Annotated in this window: 25 protein-coding genes; 19 read left to right on the plus strand and 6 right to left on the minus strand. The window is 62.8% G+C overall.

The window, feature by feature from the left end:
* Positions 1 to 40: 40 nt before the first annotated feature.
* The 8 genes from DW189_RS06215 (at position 41) to DW189_RS06250 (ending at position 6798) form a co-directional block, all read left to right on the plus strand.
* On the plus strand, positions 41 to 514 hold the full coding sequence (locus DW189_RS06215; RefSeq protein ID WP_117507227.1) for a hypothetical protein: 474 nt from the start codon (positions 41 to 43) through the stop codon (positions 512 to 514).
* Positions 489 to 914, plus strand: coding sequence for a phage holin family protein (locus DW189_RS06220; protein ID WP_022332775.1), 426 nt, complete (start codon positions 489 to 491; stop codon positions 912 to 914). The genes DW189_RS06215 and DW189_RS06220 overlap by 26 nt, the downstream gene beginning before the upstream one ends.
* On the plus strand, positions 907 to 1326 hold the full coding sequence (locus tag DW189_RS06225) for a structural protein (protein ID WP_018695520.1): 420 nt from the start codon (positions 907 to 909) through the stop codon (positions 1324 to 1326). The genes DW189_RS06220 and DW189_RS06225 overlap by 8 nt, the downstream gene beginning before the upstream one ends.
* Before the next feature lie 139 nt (positions 1327 to 1465).
* Positions 1466 to 2944: a ComEC/Rec2 family competence protein gene (locus DW189_RS06230; protein WP_117507228.1), complete on the plus strand. Its 1479-nt coding sequence runs from the start codon at positions 1466 to 1468 to the stop codon at positions 2942 to 2944.
* On the plus strand, positions 2941 to 4092 hold the full coding sequence (locus DW189_RS06235; RefSeq protein ID WP_117507229.1) for a class I SAM-dependent methyltransferase: 1152 nt from the start codon (positions 2941 to 2943) through the stop codon (positions 4090 to 4092). Before DW189_RS06230 ends, DW189_RS06235 begins: the two co-directional genes overlap by 4 nt.
* An 88-nt stretch (positions 4093 to 4180) precedes the next feature.
* A complete protein-coding gene (locus DW189_RS06240; RefSeq protein ID WP_117507230.1) occupies positions 4181 to 5485 on the plus strand; it encodes a YihY/virulence factor BrkB family protein in 1305 nt (434 codons plus the stop codon).
* Between the two features lie 18 nt (positions 5486 to 5503).
* Positions 5504 to 6277, plus strand: coding sequence for a Rossmann-like and DUF2520 domain-containing protein (locus tag DW189_RS06245; protein ID WP_117507231.1), 774 nt, complete (start codon positions 5504 to 5506; stop codon positions 6275 to 6277).
* On the plus strand, positions 6253 to 6798 hold the full coding sequence (locus DW189_RS06250; protein ID WP_018695525.1) for a KdsC family phosphatase: 546 nt from the start codon (positions 6253 to 6255) through the stop codon (positions 6796 to 6798). The genes DW189_RS06245 and DW189_RS06250 overlap by 25 nt, the downstream gene beginning before the upstream one ends.
* Before the next feature lie 75 nt (positions 6799 to 6873).
* Here the strand turns inward: DW189_RS06250 and DW189_RS06255 are convergent, their stop codons facing one another.
* The 3 genes from DW189_RS06255 to DW189_RS06265 form a co-directional block, all read right to left on the minus strand.
* Positions 6874 to 8370, minus strand: a complete 1497-nt coding sequence (locus tag DW189_RS06255; RefSeq protein ID WP_117507232.1) for a BACON domain-containing protein — start codon at positions 8368 to 8370, stop codon at positions 6874 to 6876.
* Between the two features lie 133 nt (positions 8371 to 8503).
* The gene (locus tag DW189_RS06260) at positions 8504 to 9511 is read right to left on the minus strand and encodes a GNAT family N-acetyltransferase (RefSeq protein ID WP_055212017.1); all 1008 of its coding nucleotides are present in this window, start codon (positions 9509 to 9511) and stop codon (positions 8504 to 8506) included.
* Positions 9512 to 9533: 22 nt separating this feature from the next.
* Positions 9534 to 10367: a hypothetical protein gene (locus DW189_RS06265; RefSeq protein WP_022332766.1), complete on the minus strand. Its 834-nt coding sequence runs from the start codon at positions 10365 to 10367 to the stop codon at positions 9534 to 9536.
* Between the two features lie 93 nt (positions 10368 to 10460).
* Here DW189_RS06265 and rsmH point away from each other — a divergent pair, with 93 nt between their 5' ends.
* The 8 genes from rsmH to DW189_RS06305 are packed head-to-tail and all read left to right on the plus strand — an operon-like array spanning position 10461 to position 20055.
* Positions 10461 to 11363, plus strand: a complete 903-nt coding sequence (gene rsmH, locus DW189_RS06270; protein WP_022332765.1) for a 16S rRNA (cytosine(1402)-N(4))-methyltransferase RsmH — start codon at positions 10461 to 10463, stop codon at positions 11361 to 11363.
* Positions 11364 to 11370: 7 nt separating this feature from the next.
* The gene (locus tag DW189_RS06275) at positions 11371 to 11886 is read left to right on the plus strand and encodes an FtsL-like putative cell division protein (protein WP_022332764.1); all 516 of its coding nucleotides are present in this window, start codon (positions 11371 to 11373) and stop codon (positions 11884 to 11886) included.
* A 6-nt stretch (positions 11887 to 11892) separates the two neighbouring features.
* The gene (locus DW189_RS06280; RefSeq protein WP_022332763.1) at positions 11893 to 14160 is read left to right on the plus strand and encodes a penicillin-binding protein; all 2268 of its coding nucleotides are present in this window, start codon (positions 11893 to 11895) and stop codon (positions 14158 to 14160) included.
* A 1-nt stretch (position 14161) separates the two neighbouring features.
* Positions 14162 to 15619: a UDP-N-acetylmuramoyl-L-alanyl-D-glutamate--2,6-diaminopimelate ligase gene (locus DW189_RS06285; RefSeq protein ID WP_117507233.1), complete on the plus strand. Its 1458-nt coding sequence runs from the start codon at positions 14162 to 14164 to the stop codon at positions 15617 to 15619.
* 16 nt (positions 15620 to 15635) lie between these two features.
* On the plus strand, positions 15636 to 16880 hold the full coding sequence (mraY, locus tag DW189_RS06290) for a phospho-N-acetylmuramoyl-pentapeptide-transferase (protein ID WP_022332761.1): 1245 nt from the start codon (positions 15636 to 15638) through the stop codon (positions 16878 to 16880).
* Between the two features lie 2 nt (positions 16881 to 16882).
* Positions 16883 to 18232: a UDP-N-acetylmuramoyl-L-alanine--D-glutamate ligase gene (murD, locus tag DW189_RS06295; RefSeq protein WP_117507234.1), complete on the plus strand. Its 1350-nt coding sequence runs from the start codon at positions 16883 to 16885 to the stop codon at positions 18230 to 18232.
* Between the two features lie 4 nt (positions 18233 to 18236).
* On the plus strand, positions 18237 to 19652 hold the full coding sequence (locus tag DW189_RS06300; RefSeq protein WP_117507235.1) for an FtsW/RodA/SpoVE family cell cycle protein: 1416 nt from the start codon (positions 18237 to 18239) through the stop codon (positions 19650 to 19652).
* A gap of 7 nt (positions 19653 to 19659) precedes the next feature.
* The gene (locus tag DW189_RS06305; RefSeq protein ID WP_055201792.1) at positions 19660 to 20055 is read left to right on the plus strand and encodes an RNA-binding S4 domain-containing protein; all 396 of its coding nucleotides are present in this window, start codon (positions 19660 to 19662) and stop codon (positions 20053 to 20055) included.
* 283 nt (positions 20056 to 20338) lie between these two features.
* Here DW189_RS06305 and pth read toward each other — a convergent pair whose 3' ends face one another.
* On the minus strand, positions 20339 to 20902 hold the full coding sequence (gene pth, locus DW189_RS06310; RefSeq protein ID WP_055201702.1) for an aminoacyl-tRNA hydrolase: 564 nt from the start codon (positions 20900 to 20902) through the stop codon (positions 20339 to 20341).
* Between the two features lie 10 nt (positions 20903 to 20912).
* Positions 20913 to 21482 (minus strand): 50S ribosomal protein L25/general stress protein Ctc, encoded by a 570-nt coding sequence (locus tag DW189_RS06315; RefSeq protein ID WP_018695540.1) that lies wholly within the window; start codon positions 21480 to 21482, stop codon positions 20913 to 20915.
* Between the two features lie 207 nt (positions 21483 to 21689).
* Between DW189_RS06315 and DW189_RS06320 the strand changes: the two genes are divergently transcribed.
* From DW189_RS06320 to DW189_RS06330, 3 genes are read left to right on the plus strand one after another with little or no spacing between them, the layout of a single operon-like run.
* Positions 21690 to 22250 carry an RNA polymerase sigma factor gene (locus DW189_RS06320; protein WP_055201701.1) on the plus strand — a complete coding sequence of 187 codons (561 nt, stop codon included), beginning with the start codon at positions 21690 to 21692 and terminating at the stop codon, positions 22248 to 22250.
* The gene (locus DW189_RS06325; protein WP_055201700.1) at positions 22247 to 22573 is read left to right on the plus strand and encodes a hypothetical protein; all 327 of its coding nucleotides are present in this window, start codon (positions 22247 to 22249) and stop codon (positions 22571 to 22573) included. The genes DW189_RS06320 and DW189_RS06325 overlap by 4 nt, the downstream gene beginning before the upstream one ends.
* A 13-nt stretch (positions 22574 to 22586) precedes the next feature.
* The gene (locus DW189_RS06330; RefSeq protein WP_117507236.1) at positions 22587 to 24245 is read left to right on the plus strand and encodes a GIN domain-containing protein; all 1659 of its coding nucleotides are present in this window, start codon (positions 22587 to 22589) and stop codon (positions 24243 to 24245) included.
* Between the two features lie 85 nt (positions 24246 to 24330).
* Here DW189_RS06330 and galE read toward each other — a convergent pair whose 3' ends face one another.
* Positions 24331 to 25359, minus strand: a complete 1029-nt coding sequence (gene galE, locus DW189_RS06335) for a UDP-glucose 4-epimerase GalE (RefSeq protein ID WP_117507237.1) — start codon at positions 25357 to 25359, stop codon at positions 24331 to 24333.
* Between the last annotated feature and the right edge of the window lie 113 nt (positions 25360 to 25472).

The following is a 25472-nucleotide window of genomic DNA, read 5'->3' on the forward strand; positions in this document are numbered from 1 at the left end:
CTCCGGCGGCACTCGAACACTCATTTCAACCACGACAATCATGAACACACTGATCACCCCCGCACAAGCCGTCGCATTGGCCTTTACGGACGGGGAGTACCTTGCGCCGGAAGCCATCGGCGAAGGCGACATCGCAGCGGCCGAACAGCGCTACATCGTGCCCGTCATCGGACGGGCACTCCACGAAACGCTGCTCGCAGGCCTCCATGCCGGCTTCACGGCCGAATACCTCGCAGCCCCGGTAGCGCTCTTCACCCGCATCGCCGTACAGCCGCGGCTCGACATCCGCACCGGACAATGCGGCACCGTAGCCCCCAAATCGGGTTCCTACCAGCCGGCCGACGCCCAGTCGCTGTGCGAACTGCAACGCAGCCTGCGCCGCCAGGCCCGCACGCTCCTGCGCCGCGCCGCAGAACACCTCGAAGCACATGCCGCGGAGTTTCCCGAATACGATCCCGACAACAACATCCTCAAACGCTGCACGATCGATGGAAACCTTATACAGACTCGTTAGCGGCCTCACGGCGGGTTTCATCGCCCTGTTCGCCCCCATAGGCCCGCTGGTGGCATGTGCCATGGCATTCATCGGCATCGACTTCCTCTCGGGCGTAGCCGCCAGCCGCGCCGCTGCCCGCCGCAAGGGGCACACCTGGTATTTCGAAAGCTGCGAGGCCTGGCGCACGGTGCTCAAACTGGGACTTACGGTCACGGCCATCGCCATGGCCTGGCTGATAGACAGCTGTGTCTTGGACTTCATGCAGCTGAACGTGGCACGGCTCTTCACGGGCTTCACCTGCGGCGTGGAGCTGTGGTCGTTCCTCGAAAATGCCGCACAGCTCTCCGATGCACCGCTGTTCCATTGGCTGCGCCGGTATGTCCGCCGCCGTATCCGAAAGGAGGCGGGCGATGAGTAGGGGGCTGCAAAACTGCAACCCGGGCAATATCCGCCAGTCGAAGGTGCGCTACAAGGGCGAAGTGCGCCCCTCGCGCGACCCGGCGTTCAAACAGTTCGAGTCCCTTGCATGGGGCTACCGCGCGATATTCGTACTGCTTGACACCTACCGGATACGCTACGGGCTCGACACGATCCGGGGCATGATTTCGCGGTGGGCGCCGCCTTCGGAAAACCACACCGAAACCTACATCCGCGCCGTGGCCGACGCCGTCGGAATCCCGGACGGGCAACCGCTCGACACCCGCGACCGCACGACGATGCTACGCATGGCTGCGGCTGTATCGCGTGTGGAAAACGGCGCCGCGGCCGACATGGGCGAGGTGGAACTGGGGTGGGAACTGTTCGTCCGCGACAAGCCCGCATCCGGCTGACCCGCCCGGCGGGCGACGAAAGGAAACAGTAAACGGAGGCGGGTTGCGAGGATCCGCAAAGAGCCGGCAGCAGACCAAAAACCGGGACACCCCACCCGGATGTCGCACAAAACAATCCGAATTTACTATCTTTGCAGAGATGAAAGCCGCCTCCCTGTCCGCACGACTCGACCGTATGCCGATGGTAAAAGCCGTCGCACCGTTCGCCGCGGGGATTCTCGCCGCGGACTGCTTCACACTGCCCCTGTGGTTCCTCGCAGGGGCTTTTTTGCTGTCCGGGACACTGGCGCTGTTGCTGCACTCACAGTCCGGCGCACTCGTAATGCTGCTTATGGCCGGGTTCGCCGCCTCACAGCTCCGCGACACAGCGCACACGCTGCCCCGCGGTATATACACGACTTACGAACTCACGGTCGAGGGCATCCCCTCCGACCGCGGACGTTACACCTCGGCCGAAGCGACGGCCGTAGCGTGGCGCGATCCTTCACACGGAACCTGGCACGCCTCGGGTGACCGCATAATGCTCTATGCCGACAGCCTGACGGCCCTCTACCCCGGCGAGAGAATCCGCTGCCGGGGTTCGGTGCGGCCGTTTCGCGGCGGAGCGGAAAGTTACCGCCGGCTGATGGCACGCCGGGGGTTCGCCGGAACGTTGTGGCTGTCGGAGCGCACCCTCATCGAGCGCCTGCCCGGACGAAGCAGCGCCCTGCACCTGCACGCCGTCGAGCGGATGCAACGGATCGGATTGCAGGGCGATGCGAGCGCCGTCTGCCGCGCCATGGTCACGGGCGACCGGAGCGGCATCACGCAGGAGTTGCGCACGGCCTATTCGCGCAGCGGGCTGTCGCACCTGCTGGCCGTCTCGGGACTGCACACGGGCATCGTCTTCGCACTGGTCAACCTCATGCTGTGGTGGCTGCCGCTGCTGCACCGCGGGCACTTGGTGCGCAACCTGCTCGCAACGGTCTGCATCTGGCTGTTCGTCGCGGCGGTCGGATTCCCGCCCAGCGCCGTGCGGGCGGCCGTGATGTGCACGATGCTCCAGTTCGCACTGGCCTCGGCGTCGGAGTACGTCGCACTCAACGCACTGGCGGCCGCCGGCTTCGGGATGCTGCTGTGGAACCCCGCCTGGCTGGGCGACATCAGTTTCCAGCTCTCGTTCATCGCCGTCGCGGCCATCCTCGCCTGGGGCGTGCCGCTCTGCCGACTGCTCCATACCCGCCGGCGGGCGCTCAACCTGCTCACGGACGCCCTCGTCATCAGCCTCGTGGCGGGCATCGCCACGGCACCCCTCGTATCGCACACCTTCGGCACAGTCCCGCTGGCGGGGCTGCTCGTCAATCCCGTGGCGATCCTCGTGGGAAGCATCGTCGTGCTGGGCGGCACCGTCTGGATGATCCTTCCCGTAAACTGGCTCGCCCCGACCTTCGACGCCGTGCTTTCGGGCACGGCCGGCCTACTCAACACGCTGGCCCGAGCTGCCGCAGCGCTCCCGGGCGGATATGCCGAATACACCCTCGGCGGCGGGGCGACGGCGGGCATCTACCTGTTTTTTCTGCTCACCACCCTGGCTGCATGGTCTTTCGAGCCGAAAAAAAGCGTACATTTGCCGGCATGATAACCCCCGGGGAATATACGCTGCTGCTGACGGACGAATTGCAGCGGGCCATCGCCGCCAACCGCGGCCGCGACCCGCTGGAGGTGGCCTTAGACCGCAACACACCCCACGCCCGGCTGGTCGCCACGCAGGTCAAGTACCTCGCGCGGGCGGAGGCGAAACTCCCCTCGTACGCCTCCGCACAGTGCATCCTGCCGCCGCTGGCGTTCGAACAGGCATCGAGCGAAGCCTGCGCCGCCCACAAGCGGATCGCGGGCGGGGCCGTCCTCGACCTCACCTGCGGGCTTGGCGCCGACGCCTTTTTCCTGGCGCGCCGTTTCCGCCGCGTGGTGACGCTCGAACGCGACCAGACGCTCGCCCGCATCGCCGCGGAGAACTTCCGGCGGCTCGGCACCGCGAACATCGAGGTCGTCAATACCTCCGCCGAAACATACCTCGCACAGCCCGGACTGCATTTCGACTGGGTCTATGCCGACCCCGACCGCCGTTCGGGCGACGGACGCAAAATGGTACGGCTCGAGGATTGTTCGCCCGACATACTCTCCCTAATGCCGCTCATCAGCAGGGCTTCGGGACGACTGTGCGTCAAAAACTCCCCGCTGTTCGACATCGGCGAGGCGCTGCGGCTCTTCCCCGGAGCCCGCGTGGAGGCCGTATCGCTGGGCGACGAATGCAAGGAGGTCGTCATCTACGCCGACGGCACGGGCCCCGGCATTACCGCGACCGCCCTCGGACGCGGCTCGTTCACGGCAACGCCCGCCCAAGCCGGCGCAACCCCGCCCCCGGGTGCGTTCGAACCGGATCGTTACCGGTGGCTCGTGGTACCCGACGTGGCGTTGCAGAAAGCGCGGCTGGCACGGCTGCACCTGCGCGGCAAAGCCGACATATGGAGCGAAAACGGGTATGGTTTCGCCACGGAGCGGCCAGAGGGGATAATTGGCAAAGTATTCGCAATCGAACGTATCGAGCCCTACGACCCCCGGCGGCTGAAACGCGCGTTCAAAGGCCGCGGCGCGGAGTTGATGAAACGGGATTTCCCGTTCGCCGCAGAAGAGCTGGGACGGCGGCTGGGCGTACATGCCGGCAACGACGTTCGGCTGGCCTTCACGAAAATCGGGAGCGGTTTTTGGGTTGTACGGCTGGAATAGCTATATTTGCACGACTGGGACAGCGTCCGCCCCGACGGCACACGGGCCTCGGCACGGCGCCTCCGGGTTACGGGAACGGAAACGGCTTATGAAAATCAGCGAAATATTCACCTATTTTACGGACACGATCTTCCGGCGCGACATCCGCGAATGGCGCAACCCGGTGATCCGCTGGCTCGTGCAGCAATACCGGCTGCTGTTCTACACGGCGCGGGGCCTGCTCGAACACGGCACCATCGTCCGCAGCGCGGCACTCACGTTCTACACGCTGATGTCACTGGTACCGATCGTCGCGGTGGTCTTCGCCGTCGTCAAGGGCTTCGGGCTGGCCGACGGGCTGGTGGAAAACCTCTACGCCCTCTTCCCGCAGAACCCCGAGATCGTAGACTACATCGTCACGTTCGCCGAAAAGGCGCTCGCCCGTACGCAGGGCGGCGTGGTGGCCGCCGTGGCGCTGGTCATGCTCTTCTGGGCGGTGATCCGGGTCTTCGGCTCGATCGAAAGCGCCTTCAACAACATCTGGGAGGTCAAGGTCGAACGCAGCCTCACCCGCCAGTATACCGACTACATCGCCGTGGTGATGATCGTCCCTGTGTTGTGGATCGTCGCCAATGCCGTCGGCAGCTACGCCCAGCAGATGCTGGGCTTCGACGGCAGTTGGTATTTCACCCTGCTCTCGCACCTGGCTTCAATGGTCATCATCTGGATCATGTTCACCATCCTGTATATCATCATCCCCAATACGAAGGTCAAATTCAGGAGCGCCCTGATGGCGGGCATCGTCGCCGGCACGCTTTTCCTGCTTTTCCAGTGGGGTTATCTCTACATCCAGCGGTGGATGACCTCCTACAACGCCATCTACGGCAGTTTCGCAGCGCTGCCGCTGTTGCTCATCTGGCTCCAGACCTCGTGGCAGATCCTGCTGTTCGGCGGCGAATTGTCGTTCGCCTACCAGAACATCGCCCGTTTCGGCGAAGAGCGCGAATCGCTGCTCATCAGCTACGACCAGCGGCGCAAGATCCTGCTGGCCGTGATGCTCACGGTCGTGCGGCGCTTCCGCGGCCAGGGCGGCGCCACCCCGGCCGACGAGATCCGGGCACAACTGGATCTGCCCACGCGCATCGTCAACGACATCCTTTACCAACTCGTGCAGGCCGGACAACTGATCGCCGTGCCCTCGGGCGACGGCGAGCGCGAAGTGGCCTTCGCCCCGGCGCACGACCCCCAGTCGATGACCGTTTACGGCATACTCGAAGCGGTCGAAAAATCAGGGCAAACGACCGTCGACCTGACCCAGAGCGCCGAACTGACCCGCATCGATCAGGAACTGGAAGCGCTCAAAGAGACCGCCCGCAAATCGCAGGACAACGTCCGGCTGGTGGATTTACTGTAAAACGATATGGAGAGACCTTTGGAACGCGTAGTGATCGTCGGCAGCGGAAACCTTGCCGAAGCATTGGCACAGGCCGTCGCCCGAAGCGGCCTGCAACTGGTACAGTTGTTCGCCCGCAACGCCGCACAGGGGGAGGCTGTCGCCGCACTCGCCGGAACGCAGTGGACGGCAGACCCGGCACGGCTGGCCGACGCGGACATATACCTGATCTCGGTGAGCGACAAGGCCGTCGGGGAGGTAGCCACGGCGCTGCCCCTGCCTGCAGGAGCCGTCGTCGCCCACACCGCGGGGAGCGTGCCGCTCGATGCGCTTCCCGCCCACGCACGCCGCGCCGTTTTCTATCCGCTGCAAACCTTCACCAAAGGGCGCAGCGTGGATTTTTCGCAAATCCCCCTCTTCCTCGAAACCGACGACTCCCCCCTGCGTCCCGCACTCGAAGCCTTCGCCCGCCGTCTTTCGCACACGGTGGTGTGGGCCGACTCGGCCTGCCGCGCCAAGGTGCACCTCGCGGCGGTTTTCGCCTGCAACTTCGTCAACCACATGTACGCCGTCGGCGAAGGCATCGTCCGCAGCGCGGGCCTGCCCTTCGACGTTCTCAAACCGCTCCTGGCCGAGACCGCCGCCAAGGCACTCGACGCCGCCTCCCCGGCCGACGTGCAGACAGGCCCCGCCGTGCGCAACGACCTGCCCACGATGGCACGCCACCGTGCACTGCTCGCCGCCGACCCCCGACTCGAAAACATCTACTCGATAATAAGTAACAACATATGGGAAATTTCAAAGAAGATATAGCCCGCACCGAAGCGTTTATCTTCGACGTGGACGGCGTGATGACCGACGGCGGCATCATCCCCACGCTCGACGGCGATTTCATCCGCCGCTACAATGCCAAGGACGGCTATGCGCTGGGCTACGCCGTCAAGATGGGCTACAAGGTCTGCATCATCACCGGCGGACGCGGCAAGACGCTCGAAAACCGCCTGCGGATGCTGGGTATCAACCGCTACTACACCGACTGCATGGACAAAATCACGGCCATGCGGGAATATTTCGCCGACGAGGGCATCGACCCTGCGCACGCGATCTACATGGGCGACGACATCCCCGATCTGGAGTGCATGCGCGAGGTGGGCATCCCGGTCTGCCCGGCCGACGCCGCGGCCGAAGTGATCGAGGCTTCGCGTTACGTCTCGGAGTTCCGGGGCGGCGAAGGGGCCGTGCGCGACATTGTCGAGCAGGTGCTCCGCGCCCGCGGCGACTGGGCGAAAAACTCCGAGGGCGTCACCCCGTCGTCGCTGGCGGCGTCGCGGTAAACCCGCCACGAAAAGGCCACGAAAAAGCCGGGCTTCCTGCGAAGCCCGGCTTTTCCATATACTGCCTAAAGGCACCTATTGCATCCATTCCACGTCCGTCGCGTCGCGGAACAGAATGTTGAGCGGTCGCGCCATGCTCTCGGCATTCGCGGCGAAGATGAACCGCACTTTATCGAGGGGCACCGTCAGGAACACCGTCGAGGGGTAGCCGCCGATCATGTCCACGCGGTCGATCAGCGCCCACACGAATATCTCGAACGGCATTTGGCCGGGCAGCAGCGTCAACCCCGGGAACTCGGTCTCGTAACCGGCCGACGAGGTATCGGCGGGGTGGGGCTTGAAGAAGATGTCATACCCCTCGCCGTACTGCTCCACGATCCGTGCGACATAGTCGCGCTGTTGCCGTGCGCTCTCCTCGCTCCCGTGGCTGGTACCGATGATAACCAGGTTCTTTTTCGGGGAAGCGTCGAACAGGGCCGCGAATTCGTCGTAATCGAATCCCGCCATGTCGTAAAACCGCTTACGGGCGGACTCGGGCAACGCCGAAAGCATCTCGTAAGGCTGGATACTTTCGATCTCCATCTCCCCGAGCTTTTCGGTGATGAACGGACAGGAACTTTCCAGCAGCGAACCGTCCTGCACCACCAGCCGGTAGTCGGGGCGGGTGGAAAGGTAATAGGGCCACGTATAGCTTTCGAACTCGGGCAGTGAACGGGTCTCGGGATAACGTCCGCCGTGGTTCCAGTCGAGTGCCTCTACCTCGGCGGCATAGGTATCCCAGTTCTGTTCGGCCGTCGCCGCGTCGCCGAAGTAGTTGTAGAAATTGTTATAAGTTCCCGTACCGTCGGAAAGCATACTCACCTTGACCCGTGCCGAGTCGATCCCCTGCGCCACGAACCAGTCGTAACCGATCCGGCAGCGGAGGTCGTCCACATAGAGGCCGAAGACGGCCGTCGGGTCGGCGCTGTTGATCTCCAGGATACGGCGCTTCATTTCGCGCGCCATTGCTTCCATTTCGGCCTGCGTGGCATCGGCCGTTCGGTCTGCGGCGGTCGTAACCTCGGCACGCCCCGGGAACTCCGCCGGGTCGAACGTCCTGGAGCGCGAATAGAATACGTAGCTGGGCTTGTCGTGCGAGAGCAGGTGAATGCCCGCATACAGGGTAGGCATCGTCCCGAACGTCACGTAGAAATAATAATCGGGGGAGTCATAGCCGGCCGACAGGGCTCCCTGCGACAGGCGGAAGGGTACGATCGCATCCCCGCATGCAAAGGCGAGCTGGGCGCTGCGTGCGGCACCCGGATTCTCGTCGAGGCTCAGTTCGACCTCGGAATATCCCGCAGGGCCCTCGGTCGCGGAAAGCGTGAACCACGTGTCTCCCGCAGCCTTCGTCACACGCCACGGGGCGGGAGCCAGCACGGAAATCTTGCCTGCGCGGGCCAGTCCGTCGAGCGACAGGAAATGTTCCCCGCCGTTGATTACGATCAGGTTCTGCGATACTTCGTCATCACTGCACGCCGCGGTGCCCGAAAACAGCGCCAGGCAAAGGAAGAGCCGGAATAATTTTTTCATAAGGCGAATTGTTTTATGATACTGCCTATATAAACGCCGCGAATCCCGTTTTACTGCGTTCCCGCGGAAAATAACAGTAAAATTTAAGCCGCACGGGTTGTCTCCGTGCGGCTTTGTCATTGAAAACGAGGAGTTAGCCGTTTCTTTTCTTCTTGATCCGGTCGAAATGCCCGCGGATGTGCTCGCGGAATAACTCCCGCCGGTATTTCAGATCGGCCTGCCAACCCAGCCAGCGGGTATAGCGCTCGCGCTTTTCAGGATAAATATCGCGTATGGTCACCAGGATGCCCGTCTCCTCCACGCCGCCGAAATCGGGGTTCGACACCGTATCGAAGACCCGCATCGTGGGCGAAAGGTTCATATAGGCATTTATCAGCGGCGGTATATTCTCGTTGAACTCGCGGATCTTCTGGATCAGTATCCGGTAGTTCTCCTGATAGGTACGCCCCGTGAAAAGCTGTTCGTAATAGGGGTCGTCCAGGTCGAGCTTCAACGGGTGTATGCCCTCCACGAGGTTCTCGCGGTCGGGGAAATAGCGGCGCAGGAACCAGATCAGCGCATTGCGCGCCACGGCCTTGTAGGTCGTATACATCGTCACCTTGCCGAAAAGGTATTTCGCATTCGGATCCAGCACGATCAGCGCCCCGAGGCCGTCCCAAAGGTTATCCAGCGCATAGATGCTCTTGGCGTTGCCGCGCGCCTGGTAGGAGGGCTGCACGAACGAGCGTCCCAGCTCGATGGTGCGGGGCAGGTACTTGCGACGGAACTTGTCGCTGAAACGGAAATAGTGTTCGGTCGAGAGGTGGCGGGGATATTCGTCCGTACAGATGATGAAACGGTAGCCTCCGACGATCTCCCCGGCCGCCGGATCCCAGACGATCAGCTGGTAATACCCGTCCTCGGCCAGGTCTTCGGCATCGATATCCACCTCCCGGCCCGTACCGCCGCCGGCGCCGCGGAACGCGATCTCGCGCAGCCGTCCGATTTCACGCATCAGCGCCGGGCACTCCGACGCCGGGAAGATATAGATCTCGTTCCCGGCCTTCTTCGTGTCGCGCGCTTTGCGCTCGGGCGTAAGCTCGGCGCGGAGCAATTCCCGGTCGACGGGAGGTATGATAGGTTCCATTTCTCGTGCTTGCATAACTTGGGACAAAAATACCGATTTACCCGTTATTTTCCGCCGGGAGGAGCATATTTTCCAAAAAATACGCTTTTTTACGTACGTAGTCCGCCTGGTCGCGGAGGGCGCCGTAGCGTTGCAGCTCGGCGACGGGGATGGGGTCGCCCACGAGGATGCGAAAATGCTTGCCCTTCTGCGAAAACATCTCGTCGGACAACCACAGCATCTCGATATTGAATTTCACGCCCAGCATCCGGCGGATACGGTCGACGCGGTAAAAGAAGTTCGACAACCGCCCCTCGACGAACACCGGCACGATCTGGCGCTGCGAGGCATAGGCTTTCTTCAGGAAATTGGTCTTCCACGGCAGGTCGGTCACCTCGCCCCCGATGCAGCGCGAGCACAGCCCGGCGGGGAAGGTGAGGATGGGCAGCTCGCCAAAGAACTCCTCGTCGAACTTGCGGGCGTAAAGGCTGTTCTGCGAACCGTGTTTGTTGACCGGGATCCACAGCGGGCGGAGGGGTTCGAGGTGCATCAGCAGGTCGTTGACCACCACGCGCGCATCGCCGAAGCGGTCGATCAGCTTGTCGGCCAGCATCATACCATCCATCCCCCCGAACGGGTGGTTCGAGGCGAAGAGGTAACGGCCTTTGGGATCGAGTTTTTCGAGCCCTTCGACCGAATAGGTCACCTGCCATTCGCGGAAACAGGCGCGGATGAACTCCTGCGGCGGCAGGTTCCAGTAATGCTCGAGGATGTAATTGATTTCCGGCTCATGGATCGTACGGCGGAGCCAGCGGAGGACGAACCCGGGAACCCAGCGGGCCAACCGCGGGGCTTTCTCGGCGAGTACCGCTCCGATATCTATTCTGGGCATAGGGATGTTCAAAAAATTATATCCGCAAATATAGGTATTGTTTTTCGAAAAATCCCTAACTTTACACCCAAATCGACCTCATCGGCAACGAATATGTCTCAGTACCATACACCTGTGCTTTTGAAAGAGTCCGTCGGTCTGCTCGGCATCGACCCCGCAGGCACCTACGTCGACCTCACTTTCGGCGGGGGCGGCCACTCGCGCCGTATCCTCGAAGAGCTGGGGCCCGAAGGGCGGCTCTATGCCTTCGACCAGGATCGCGACACGCTCGCCAACGCCCCCGCCGACGGACGGTTCCACTACGTCGAAAGCAATTTTCGGTTCCTGCGCGGAGCCCTCAGGCTGCGCGGGGTGACCGAGGCAGACGGCATACTGGCCGACCTGGGAGTCTCGTCGCACCATTTCGACGCCGTGGAACGGGGTTTTTCGTTCCGGGGCGAGGCGCCGCTGGACATGCGCATGAACCAGCGGGGCGGGCTGACGGCGGCGAAGGTCGTCAACAGCTACCCGGCCCAGACGCTGACGCAGCTGCTGGGGGACTGGGGCGAACTGGACACCCCGTGGAAGGTCGCCAACTGCATCGTCCGGGCGCGGGAAACGGCACCGATTCAAACCACGGCGCAGCTGGTCGAGGCCGTCCGTCCCTGCACGCCGAAGAAAGACGAGTCGAAGTTCCTGACCAAGCTCTTCCAGGCACTCCGCATCGAGGTCAACGGCGAGATGGAGGCACTCAAGATGGCGCTCGAACAGAGCCTCAGGGTATTGCGCCCCGGCGGACGGCTGGTCGTCATCTCCTACCACTCGCTCGAAGACCGGCTGGTAAAGAATTTCCTGCGCAGCGGCAATTTCGCGGGCGCGGTGGAAAAGGATTTCTACGGCCGCGCCCTCACGCCATTCGAAATCCTCACGCGCAAGGCGGTCGTCCCCTCGGACGAAGAACTGGAACGCAACCCCCGGTCGCGCTCGGCGAAGCTGCGCGCCGCCGTAAAACGATGACCCGGCCATGTATCCCGACCACGAATTCGACCCCATAACCCCCGAAGAGGAGGCGCAGCGCGCACAGGAAGCGGAATTCGCCCGCCGCGTGCGGCGCGAGGTACTGCGCATCGAACGGGGCGAGGCCGAGGAGGAGATCCGCGCCGACCTGGAACGCGAGGCAGCAGAAAAGGCCGAAGCCGAGGAGCGCGAACGCAGGGAGCGCCGCCGCAGGGCCAGCACCTTCTGGCAGCTTTTCTCGGGCACGATCCTCGTACGCGAAGGCGTATCGAAATATTACCCCTACATGCTCTCGATCGCGGGCATGTTCTTCCTGAGCATCGCCGTCATGTTCACGGCGCTGCACCTCGACATGAAATACACGCGCCTCGAACGCGAAGTCCAGATCCTGCGCGAACGGTCGATCCGCCTGCAGGAGCAGCGTTACAGCCGTACGACCCACTCGGCCATCGTCGAGCGGCTGCGCGAACGCGGCATCGACCTGAGCGACCCCTCCGCCCCGGGCGAAATCATCGAAAACTAAACGGCGATGAAACAGGAGCGTTCGAAGATCAAAAGCGACATTCTGCTGCGGGTACGGCTGCTTTACGTGCTGTTCATACTCGCGGGGCTCACCGTGTTCGCACGCCTGGTCTGGGTACAGCTTTTCAGCGCCGAAGTGGCCTACAACGCCGATCGGCTCGCCAGCCGCATCTTCACCGAAGAGACCATCCCGGCCCAGCGGGGCAGCATCCTCTCGCGCAACGGGGCACCGCTGGCGACCTCGATCTTCCGCTACCAGGCGGCCTTCGACTTCGCTTCGCCCGGCCTCGATTCGCTCAAGACCTTCCGCGAACAGAGCGACTCGCTCGCCAAGCTGCTCTCCGCCTTCTTCAAGGACAAACCCGCCTCGGAATACGCCCGCCGCTTCCGCGAGGAGCACGCCCGCCGCTACCGGCTGGTCAACGGCCGCGACACCTCCTACCTGCGCTCCGAAGGGTGGCTGTCGCGCATGATGGATCGCCTGCGGGGCGAGGAGTACGTCACCCGGAAAATCTACGACACGATCCGCGACCACACACCCGTCAACATCTTCCCCCGCGAGGTGGACTATGCCGAATGGCAGACCCTGCGGCGTTACCCGATGCTGAACTGGAACATGGGCATGGTCTACCGCCTCGTCGAACGCGACCAGCGCATCTACCCGCAGGGCGAACTGGCGCGCCGTACGATCGGGCTCACGGGCGACAAGGGCAATTACGGCATCGAGGAGGCCTACCGTGAGGAACTCGCGGGACGGGACGGCAAGGCGCTGCGGCAGCGCATCGCCCGGGGCTTCTACGGCCGCGTGGCGGGAGCCGGGCATGAAGACCCGGTGGACGGGTACGACATCGTGACGACACTCGACCTCGACCTGCAGGACGTGGCCGACAAGGCGCTGCGGCGCCAGTTGGAAGCCCAGAACGCCATCTGGGGCACGACCATCGTCATGGAGGTGGAGACCGGCGAGATACTCGCCATGGCCAACCTGGGCCGCTCGGGTTCCTCGGGCGGCAGCTATTACGAAAGGGAGAACTACGCGCTGGGACGCAGCATGGAGCCCGGATCGACCTTCAAGCTGGCGACGATGCTCACGCTGCTCGACGACGCCGGCATGTCGCCCGAGACGACCTACGACACGCACAACGGCGACCCCGTGACGGTCGGCCCGGCCCGGAATATCCGCGACTCGCACCGGGGCGACCATGTCATCGGCTTCCGCCGCGCCGTAGCCTCGTCGTCGAATGTCTATTTCGCCAAGGCGATCTGGGATCGCTACGGCATCACGGGCAAAAAACAGGAATACAGCGACTTCCTGCACGAAAAACTCCACCTGGGCAAGACCGTCGGGCTGGAACGGCTCGGCGAACGCGCCCCGTCGATCACCGCCGACTGGAAAGTACCCGACCCGGGCGTCATGCTCGTCAAGATGAGCTACGGCTACCGCGTGCGGCTGGCGCCGATCCAGATGATCACGTTCTACAACGCCATCGCCAACGGCGGGAAGATGATCTCGCCCGTGCTGATCCGCGAACTGCGGCGCGGCGACCGCGTCGAGGAGCGGTTCGAGACGCAGACCATCGCCTCGTCGATCTGCTCGCGCGCGGCATTGCGCGAAGTGCAGCGCTGCCTCGAACTGGTCTGCACGCAAGGTACCGCAAGCCTCTATTTCAAGGACTCCACGCGCCTGCGCGTGGCCGCCAAGACCGGCACGGCGCAGATCACCGACGCCCGCAGCCGCGAGGGGCGCTACTACCTCGGTTCGATGGTCGCCTATTTCCCGGCCGACAATCCCCGCTATACGGTGCTGACAACCATCGAAACCCGGGCGCAACCGGGCAAAGCCTACTATGGCGGGCCGCTGGCGGGCCCCGTGGTCAAACGGATGGTCGATTACATTTACAACCGCAACCGCGACTGGTACGGCCGCGTGGAACGGCACGGCGGCCGCTGCTACCCGGGGCACGTCAAGGGCGGCGACATCGCCCAGATCCGCCGCGTGGCCGACAAGTTCTCGCCCCGCGCCTCGTTCGACCAGCGTACGGGCTGGGGGCGCGCCCGGGTCGATAGCCTCTCGAACGTAATCATCACGAGCCTCCCGCCCGAAACAGGGACGATGCCCGACGTGCGCGGCATGGGGCTCAAGGATGCACTGTTCGTACTCGAAAGCCGCGGGCTGAAAGTCCGTTTTTCGGGCGCGGGCGCCGTAACACAGCAAAGTATCCCCGCCGGAGCCCGCATCACGCCTGGCTCGACGGTCGGCATAACACTGAAATAAGATGAAAACACTGAAAGACCTACTCAAAGATACGCCCGTCACGGCGCTGCACGGCGACGGTTCCACGACGGTGGCCGCCCTGGCCTACGATTCGCGGGCCGTGACGCGGGGCGACTGTTTTTTCGCCACCCGCGGCACGCAGTCCGACGGGCACGACTTCATCCCCGACGCCGTCGCAAAAGGCGCCTCGGCCGTCGTCTGCGAGCAGTTGCCTGCCGAAACGGCCCACGGGGTGGCCTACGTCGTCGTCCCCGACGCCGCAGGAGCGCTGGCCGACATGGCCGCAGCCTTCTACGGCCACCCGAGCCGCGAACTGAAACTCGTGGGCATCACCGGCACCAACGGCAAGACCACGACCGCGACATTGCTCTACGACCTTGTGCGGGCACTGGGCTACAAGGCCGGGCTGGTCTCGACGGTCGTCTACAAGGTCGGCGAACGCATCGTCGAGGCGACCCACACCACGCCCGACCCCGTGCGGCTGAACGCCATGATGCGCGAGATGGCCGACGAAGGGTGCGAATACTGCTTCATGGAGTGTTCGTCGCATGCCATCGTGCAGCAACGCACGCGGGGACTGCATTTCGCGGGCGGCATCTTCTCGAACATCACCCACGACCACCTCGACTACCACAAGACCTTCGCCGAATACATCCGCGCCAAAAAACTCTTCTTCGACTCCCTCGCCAAAGATGCCTTCGCCCTGACGAACGCCGACGACAAAAACGGCCGCGTCATGGTGCAAAACACCGCAGCCGGGGTACACACCTATTCGCTGCGCACGATGGCCGATTTCCGCTGCAAGATCGTCGAGATGCACGTCGACGGCATGCTGCTGCGCATCGACGGGCAGGAAGTATGGGTTGGGCTCGTAGGACGCTTCAACGCCTATAACCTGCTGGCCGTCTACGGCGCCGCGGTGCTGCTGGGACTCGACCGCGCCGAAGTGCTGCGCGCGATGAGCATGCTCCATGCCGTGAGCGGGCGCTTCGAATTCGTGCGGGCGGAGAATGGAACCACGGCCATCGTCGACTATGCGCATACGCCCGACGCACTGGAAAACGTCATCCAGACCATCCAGGAGATCCGCACCCCGACGCAACAATTGATCGTCGTCTGCGGCTGCGGCGGCGACCGCGACCGCACCAAACGGCCCGAGATGGCGCAGATCGCGGTGAAATACGCCGATACGGCCATCTTCACCTCGGACAACCCGCGCCACGAGTCGCCCGGGGCGATCCTCGACGAGATGGCCGCCGGCCTCGACCCCGGCGCCCGGTTCCTGCGCATCGTCGACCGTGCCGAGGCCATCCGCACCGCCGCAATGCTCTCCCGGCCGGGCGACATCCTGCTCATCGCGGGCAAAGGGCACGAAACCTATCAGATCATCGGCGACGTAAAACACCACTTCGACGACAAGGAGGAGGTCGGCAAGGCCTTCGGCACACTCAGAAACTAAAAACCCGACATACGACATGTTCTATCACATTTTCAAGTATTTAGGCGAATATTACGACATCCCGGGCTCGGGTATGTTCCAGTATATTTCGTTCCGCGCGGCGGCGGCCATCATCCTCGCGCTGCTGATCGTCATCATCTTCGGCCGCAAGATCATCGACTTCCTGCGCCGCAAGCAGATCGGCGAGGACATCCGCGACCTCGGGCTCGAGGGACAGCTCCAGAAACGCGGCACCCCCACGATGGGCGGCGTCATCATCCTGCTGGCGATCCTCGTCCCGATCCTGCTCTTCGGACGGCTCGACAACATCTACATCCAGCTGATGATCGTCTCGACCGTCTGGCTGGGGCTGATCGGCGGGCTGGACGACTACATCAAGGTCTTCCGCCACAACAAGGAGGGGCTCAAGGGCCGCTTCAAGATCGTGGGCCAGGTCGGGCTGGGCATCATCGTCGGCACGACGATGTGGCTTTCGCCCCAGATCATCGTCCGCGAGAAGGTCACGCAGCCCGTGCAGACCGTCTACCTGAACCCCGACGGATCGGTGATCGAAAGCGTGCAGCGGAACGTCGTCCTGAGCTCGGAAAGCACCAAGACCACCAAAACCACCATCCCCTTCGTCAAGAACAACGAATTCGACTACGGATGGCTCACGGGCGAGGACAGTGCCACGACCTGGCTGCTCTACGTGCTGGTGGCGATCTTCGTCGTCACGGCCGTCTCGAACGGCGCCAACCTCACCGACGGCCTCGACGGGCTGGCCACGGGCGTCTCCGTCCCGATCGTGGCCGTACTCGGCGTGCTGGCTTACCTCTCGGGACATATCGTCTACGCCGACTACCTCAACATCATGTATATCCCCGACAGCGGAGAGCTGGTCGTCTTCGCGGCGGCCTTCGCGGGCGCGCTGGTCGGCTTCCTGTGGTACAACTCCTTCCCGGCGCAGATCTTCATGGGGGACACCGGCTCCCTGTCGATCGGCGGCATCATCGCCGTCTTCGCCCTCTGCATCCGCAAGGAACTGCTGCTGCCGCTGCTGTGCGGCGTGTTCCTGGTCGAGAGTTTCTCGGTGATGATGCAGGTCGGCTACTTCAAATACACCAAACGCAAATACGGCGAAGGGCAGCGCCTGTTGCTGATGGCCCCCGTACACCATCATTTCCAGAAAAAAGGGCAGTTCGAAACCAAGATCGTGCTCCGCTTCTGGATCATCTCGCTGCTGCTGGCCGCCATCACCCTGGTAACGTTAAAGATCCGGTAATCATGAAAAAGATAGCAGTCCTGGGCGGAGGCATCAGCGGTTACGGCTCCGCGATCCTCGCCAAAAAGAAAGGGTTCGACGTATTCCTCTCCGATATGGGGAAGATCGCCGACCGCTACAAAGCCAAGCTCGACGAGTGGCAGGTTCCCTACGAGGAAGGCGGCCACACCGAGGAACGCATCCTTGCGGCACACGAGGTCGTCAAGTCGCCAGGGATCCCCGAAACGGCCCCCATAGTGCGGAAAATCCGTGCGGCAGGCATTCCCGTCATTTCGGAAATGGAGTTCGCGGGCCGTTACCTGGGCCGGTCGAAATGCATCTGCATCACCGGCTCGAACGGCAAAACCACCACCACGTCGCTCATCTACAAGATCATGCGCGACGCCGGGATGAACGCCGCCCTGGGCGGCAACATCGGCGAGAGTTTCGCCTACTCGGTGGCCACGGGCAACTACGACTGGTACGTGCTGGAATTAAGCTCGTTCCAGCTCGACGGCATGTTCAGGTTCCGCGCCCATATCGGCGTGCTGATGAACATCACGCCCGACCACCTCGACCGCTACGGACACTGTTTCCAAAACTACGTCGATTCGAAGATGCGCATCACGCAGAACCAGAACTCGCGCGATTATTTCGTCTATTCGGGCGACGACGAGGTGATCTGGCAGCAGCTTCCCAGGTACGACCTGCGCATGAAGCAACTTCCCTTCGCCGCAAAGAATGCCGTGGCGAGCGGTGCCGGCGACGCCTTCCTCTGCGACGGCAAATTCACGGCGGCCGTCGGGAAGGCCTCGGTCGAGATCGACACGGCCAAGATGCAGCTCAAAGGGCTGCACAATGCCTATAACGCCATGGCCGCGGCTCTTGCGACCCTTGCGGCAGGCGTCGCGCCGGCCTCGATCCGCCGCTCGATCTACGGCTTCGCCCCCGTCTGCCACCGCCTCGAACCCGTCCGGGAAGCCAACGGCGTACTGTGGATCAACGATTCCAAGGCCACCAATGTCGACTCGGTATACTATGCGCTCGAAAGCATGACACGCCCCGTGGTATGGATCGCCGGGGGCACGGACAAAGGCAACGACTACGAACCGCTGAAGGCTTTCGCCCGTACGAAGGTACATACGCTCGTCTGCATGGGCGCGGACAACACCAAGCTGATCGAAGAGTTCACGGGTGTGGTGCCCGATGTGGTCTCCACCGGCTCGCTCGACGCCGCGATGGAGGCCGCCAAAGCCGCCGCACAGCCCGGTGACGCAGTGCTGCTCTCGCCCGCCTGCGCGAGCTTCGACCTCTTCAAGAACTACGAAAACCGCGGCGAGCTGTTCAAGGCGTGGGTAAACGAAAAGGCATAGCACGATGAAGCTCGGCGAACGGAAATACACGCAGGATGAAGGGCCGGCACAGGAACCCTGGACGGAAGCACCCGGCAAATCCCCCCGCGCAACGGACGGAAAGGCCGGGGCACAGGACGCGCCGCGACGCCGCGGCGTGCGCGGCACCGATGCCGGGGAGAGCGCCTGCGAAACCCCCGAAGCCCCCGAAAAACACAAGTTCCGGCTCTTTACCGGCGACCGCGTCCTGTGGATCATCGTCGCGGCGCTGGCGGTGATTTCCGTGCTGGTGGTCTACTCGTCGACGGCCAAGATGGCCTACGACGCCCACACGGCGCGTACCACGGCCCATTTCCTGCGCCAGCAACTCATCATCCTCGTCGTCAGCCTCATCATCCTGGTTGCCGTGCAGAAGATCAACTGCCGGATTTACAACCTGTTATCCCGCCCCGTCTATTTCCTTTCGGTCGCACTCACCGTCGCCGTCTATTTCATCGGCGCCACGACCAACGGCGCCGCCCGCTGGATACCCCTCGGGCCGTTCCAGTTCCAGCCCTCCGAGGCGCTGAAGGTGGCCACGGTGTTGTTCCTGGCCCGGCAACTGGCCGGGCGGCAGTCGAAGATCGACAAGATACGCATCGTCCCGTCGCTCAAATTCTGGACGTGGCGTTCGTCGCGCGAACAGCGCCGCATCTGGCGCGAGGGGACATGGCCGATCCTGATGCCCGTCGTGGTCTCGTGCGCGGTGATCTTCCCGGCCCACACCTCCTCGGCCGTACTGGTTTTCATGGCCTCGTGGGTCATGATGCTCATCGGGCGCGTCCGCCTGGGCGAACTGGTGAAACTCATCGGGCTGGCCTGCATCGGCATCGTCTTCATCATGACGCTCAACCTCGGGCGCAGCGAGACGGCCGAAGGGCGCGTCTCGACATGGATCCACCTCTGGACGCGCTCGCAGACCGAAAAACCGATCGAGCACCTCACCGACACCGAGCGGTCGATGATCGCCATCCATAACGGCGGGGTCTTCGGCGAAGGCGCCGGACAGAGCGCCATGCGCGTCGAGATGATCCATCCCGAAAGCGACTACGCCTACGCCTTCTTCGTCGAGGAATACGGCATCGTACTGGCACTGGCCCTGCTGATGCTCTACCTGTGGATATTCTTCCGGGGCATCGAAATATTCCGCCGCTGCGGGACAGCATTCCCAGGGCTGCTGGTACTTGGGCTCGCCCTGCTGATAACCTGCCAGGCGCTGCTGCATATCATGGTGACCGTCAACCTGATCCCCGAAACGGGGCAGACGCTGCCGCTGATCTCGCGCGGCGGTTCGTCGACCATCTTCACCACCATCGCGCTGGGCATGATCCTCAGCGTCAGCCGCCAGAACGACGAACAGTCGCACGATACGCCCCGCAGCGAATCCATTTACGAAAAATAACATGGCCATGGACGACATAAGACTCGACAAATACCTTTGGGCGGTGCGGGTGTTCAAAACCCGCAGCGACGCCGCGGATGCCATCCGCAACAACAAAGTCACGGTAAACGGCTCCGCCGCCAAACCCTCGCGCGAAGTGAAGATCGGCGACGTGATCGCCGTGCGCAAGATGCAGGTGACCTACTCCTACCGGGTGCTCGACTTCGTGTCGAGCCGCCAGCCGGCCAAGAACGTCCCCCTGTACTGCCTCAACATCACCCCGCAGGAGGAGCTGGACAAGCTCAGCAGCCCGCGCGAAACTATCTTCGTCTTCCGCGACCGCGGTACGGGGCGCCCGACCAAAAAGGAGCGCCGCGAACTGGACGGGCTGATGGACGGAATCTACTACGACGGGGACGAGTAGGCCAGTATGTCCTGCGCCTCCCCATACGAACTCCCGACCTTCGCGGCGGCGTCCGCAGCAGCCTCGTTCTCGGGGCCTTGCGTAGGCACGAAGCCCCGAACCGTCCGGTCGGAATTACGCCTTCGCTACGCCCATGGCACGGGGCGTGATTTCTGCGGCGGAACTGACGAACACTTGAGAATCCCTGCGGGAGATAAAACGCCGAAACGGACAAAATATCATGCAAGCACGATAAATCGTCCGTTTCCGTGTTTCGAGCCTACGGCTCTTTTCAACTATTCGCCTATTTCTTGTTGAAAAAATTCATCGTGCGTTCCAGCCCGATCGTCGTGAACGAAAGTATCGCGTCGCCGAACACCTTGAGCCGCTCGGGCAGCGCCTTGCGCTCCTCGTCCGACCACTCCCCCAGCACATAGTCGACCTGGTGGCCCTTGGGGAAATCCCCGCCCACGCCGAAGCGCATCCGGGCGTAGTCCTCCGTTCCCAGCAGCTCGGCGATATTCTTCAGCCCGTTGTGCCCCCCGGCACTCCCCCGGGGACGCATACGCAGCGTGCCGAACGGCAGCGCAATGTCGTCCGAAACCACCAGCAGGTTTTCCGGGGCGATCTTCTCGGCCTCCATCCAGTAACGGACGGCTTTGCCCGAAAGGTTCATGTAGGTCGAGGGTTTCAGCAGGATCAGCGTACGCCCCTTATGCTTCAACTCGGCCACATCGCCGTAACGCGCCGTCGTAAAAACAGCGTTGGACGCCTCGGCGAGGGCGTCCAACACTTTGAATCCGATGTTGTGCCGGGTTCCGGCATATTCGGCGCCGATATTTCCCAACCCAACAATAAGGTATTTCATACGCTACCGATTAGGCTTGTGCCGCCGCACCGCGCGATGCACGGGTTACGCGCACTGCGCAGACGGCCGTCGAAGCCGGAGTGACGAATTTCAGGTTCTCGAATGCAAGGTCGCCTACGAAGATGGTCTTGCCGACACCCAGTTCGGTTACGTCCACGACCAGTTCGTCGGGCAGGTTCTCGACCAGCGCGCTCACGACGAGCTTACGGGCCGACAGCGTCAACTTACCGCCGACCTTCACACCTTCGGCGTTACCCGTCAGGCGTACCGGAATGGCGATGGATACGGGTTTACCCTCGGCAATGCGGTAGAAATCGAGGTGGAGGATCTGCTCGCGGATGGGGTGGAACTGCGCCTCACGCAGCACGGCCTGCTCTTTCTTGCCGTCGAAATCGAACTCGACGATGTAAGAGTTGGGGGTGTAGATCAGGGCCTTGATCTCGCGGGGGTCTACCGAGAAGGAAACCGACTCGCCGTTGCCCGACAGTACGCAGGGTACCATGCCCTCGCGGCGTACGGCCTTGGCCGCTTTCTTGCCGTACTCATCACGCTTAACGGCCTTTACAGAGATAGTTTTCATAATACGTTTGTTTTTTAATGTGTTACCACCGGCGGTTCTCAGCCCGGCCACGCAAGCCACGCCCCAATTCCGCCTGTTTCGGATCGCAAAGATAAGGTAAAATATCAAGAATCGAAAATCAACCGTAAAAAATTCGTTTCCGGGCAAAAAAATTTCGGTTTGGGATTTAACTTTTGCAACTTTAACGCGTCTTACAGACAAACCCTCATGGAAGCGACCCGCGACATACCCGCAGAAGAACTCTCGGCGCTACGCGATCCCGCCACCCGGCGCGGGGCGTTCGACCGTCTGGTCGGGACATACCTGCGGCCGCTTTACTGGCACGCACGACGGCTGGTCGTCGTCCACGAAGATGCCGAGGATGTGGTACAGGAAACCTTCATCCGCGCCTACGACAAGATCGGCACCTTCCGGGGCGGAGCCGGGGAACTGGGGGCATGGCTCTACCGCATCGCCACGAACACCGCACTGACGATGCTGCGGCGGCGCAGGCCGGGGCTCTTCTCCTCGCTCGACGACGTAAGCCGCATCCTGGCAAGCCGCGTGGCGGAGGAGTGCGGCGAGGATGCCGACCGGACGTTGGTACGTTTCCAGCAGGCGATCCTGGAGTTGCCGCTCAAGCAACGGCTGGTCTTCAACCTCCGCTACTACGACCGGATGCCCTACGGACAGATCGCCCGCGTGCTGGGGCAGCGCGAAGAGACGCTCAAGGTCAATTACCACCATGCGGTACAGAAACTGAAAGAGAAACTAACACGGGAACTATGAACCACGAATTCGGAAATATCGGCAGGCGGCTGCCTTACGACCTGCCTGAGCATCGCCTCGAAGCGTTGCACGAACGCATCCTGCGCAATACGGCGGCACGGCCCGCACCCGCTGCCCGCACCCGCCGGCTTTACCTGGCGGCAGGGGTGAGTGTCGCGGCAGCCCTCCTGGCAACGGGCATCCTCCTCTCCGGACACCTCAGCCACCGCGCCGAGGCCCCGCTGCCGGACATCGAGCAGATGCTCGCCACGACCCCGACCGAAACCCTGCAACAGGCTGCGGCGGAGAACTACGACGACATACTCTACAACCAGCAACTTTAAAATTCCATGCGCTATGAAACAACTCCTCACTTTTCTTTGCGCGCTCCTCTTCGCCCTCGCAGGCAAGGCCGCGCCCGCCGGTGACGAACTGAAACAGCTTCTGGCCGAAGCCCGGGCTATCGTCAACACGGCCGACAACGCGGCCGACCGGGAGGTCTCCCGGGCCTTGTCCGAAGCGCGCCGCGCCGTAAACGCCACCGACCGCCAGATCGACCGTGCCATGGCCGAGGCCCGCAGGGCCGTCGGCGCCTCCGACCGCGAGATCGACCGCGCCATTGCCGAAGCGCGCGCCGCCATCGACGCCGCCGAAACGGCCGCCGTCGCCAACCAGTCGATCGAAGAGCTGAACAAGGCCGCCCGCGAGCAGGTCGTGCGCGAACTGGGGCTTACCTCGCGCCAGCGCAAGGAGTTCGAACCGCTCTACAAAGCCTACCGCGAGGCGCTCGACAAGGCCGTCAATACCCCGGATGCGGGAACGGACGAGGCCGCTCAACGGCAGGGACTCAAAACCAAGCTCTCGAACATCGCCGCCACGGCGCAGGTCAAACGCGACTACGTGGACAAATTCGCCGCTGTGCTCACCGCCGAGCAGATCCGCCGCCTCTACAACACGGAGGGCGAAATCGGCACCAACATCAAACGTGCCGCCGTCGACCGCCGCCGCAACCAGAACACGCGGCTGAAAGGCAGCGGGCGCATGGTGACGCAGGACTGGGGCAAGGCGGGCGACTACACGGGCATTTCGGCCGCGGCGTTCTTCGACGTCACGGTCAGCCCCACGGCCCGAACCATCAGCGTGACGGCCGACGACAATGTGATCGACTACCTGGTGCTCGAGCGCGACGGCGGGACGCTGAAATTCCGCGTCAACGCCAACAATACGGAGAACATTTCGGTTTCGGTCGTCGTTCCCGCGTCGGCCGCCCTGCGCCAGATATCGGCCGGCTCCTACGGCAAGGTGACCTGCAAGCTGCCGCTGAAAGGGCCCTCGGTCGCGGTTTCCGTTTCGAGCTACGGATCGGTCATCGCCGACATCGACACCCCGGGTACCGCCCAGCTCAACGTGTCGAGCTACGGCAAATTCTCGGGCTCGGTACGCTGCAACGACTGCGAGCTGCGGGTTTCGAGCTACGGGTCGGCACAGGCGCCCGTCGACTGCCGCAACAACTGCCAAGTTACGGTCGGGAGCTACGCCAAGTTCTCGAACGACATCAAAGCTTCCGTCCTGACGCTCAAGATCAGCAGCGGCGCCAGTGTCAGCAGTACGCTGTTCTCGGATGCACTGACGCTGAGCGTCGACAGCTACGCCAAATTCTCCGGCGCGGTGACGGTGAACAGCCGGCAGGCGAAACTGACCGTCAGCAGCGGCGGCTCGTTCAGCGGCACGTTCAGCGGGAATTCGCTCGAGGCGGAAGTCGGCAGTTACGGCAAGATCAACCTGAAAGGGTCGGCACAGGTCGCCAGCGCCGCGGTCAGGGTATCGTCCGGAGCCGTGTTCAGCGCCCCCGAGCTGCGAGTCGCCGATTACGACCTGACCGTATCGAACTATGCCAAGGCCGACGTGTGGTGCTCGGGCACCCTGCGGATAAATGCTTCGACAGCCGCCCGGATAACGTACGACGGCCCTTGCAGGGTCGAATCGCTCACCGACAACATACGGCGCAGAAAGTAAATACAAACACCATAAGCGTATTTACGGGAAAGGGACGGAATCCGGTGCGGATCCGTCCCTTTCGGGTTTGCGGCAGTGCATTGCGCTATTCGATGCCGCGGATATGCTTCTCCCATTTCCAGGCTGCCGCGAGTGTCTCGTCGAGCGAGCGCTCGGCCCGCCAGCCCAGTTCGTTGTTGGCATACGACGGATCGGCCCAGATGGCCACGATGTCGCCCGCACGGCGGCCGACGATCTTATAGTTGAGTTTGAGGTGGTTGACCTGCTCGAACCGGTGCACCAGCTCCAGCACCGAAACCCCGCGCCCCGTGCCGATGTTGAATACCTCGTACCGGGCCTTGTTCCTGTCCTCGATCATGCGCCGGATCGCCGCCACATGCGCCTTCGCCAGGTCTACCACGTCGATATAGTCGCGGATGTTCGAGCCGTCGGGCGTCGGGTAGTCGTCCCCAAACACCGACAGGCATTCGCGGATGCCGGCGGCGGTCTGCGTGATGTAGGGCACCAGGTTCTGCGGCACGCCGCGCGGCAGCTCGCCGATCAGCGCCGACGGGTGCGCCCCGATCGGGTTGAAATAACGCAGCGCAATGCCTTTCAGCCCCTCGTAGGCGGCCAGCGAGTCGCGCAGGATATCCTCGCACATCTGCTTCGTGTTGCCGTAGGGCGACGTGGCGGGCTTGCGGGGCGTCTGCTCCGTGACGGGCAGCACGTCGGCCTCGCCGTAGACGGTGCACGACGACGAGAAGACGATGTTCTGCCGCCCGTACTCGCGCATCAGGCCGATGACGTTCATGAACGACATGAGGTTGTTGCGGTAATATTCCAACGGTTTGCTCACCGATTCGCCCACGGCCTTCGACGCTGCGAAGTGGATTACCGAATCGAAGTCGTATTTTTCGAACACCCTGGCAAAGGCGTCGCGGTCGCAGCAGTCGGCTTTTTCGAACGGGACGTCGACGCCCGTGATCCTGCGCACACCCTCGACTGCATCCATGTCGCTGTTCGAGAGATTGTCGACGATCACCACGTCGTACCCCGCACTGATCAATTCCACGGCGGTATGCGAACCGATATAACCGGCGCCGCCGCTGACCAAAACACACGATTTTTTCATAAGTTGACGGTTTTTATTCGAACTACAAATATATCAAAAAAATACGCTCGTCCGCCAATTAGCCCCGAAAACCTCGGCCGCCGCCGGAAAATCCTTTCCCGGAGGGCTTCCGG

This window comes from Alistipes sp. AM16-43 (assembly GCF_003435745.1).
GTDB lineage: Bacteria > Bacteroidota > Bacteroidia > Bacteroidales > Rikenellaceae > Alistipes > Alistipes onderdonkii.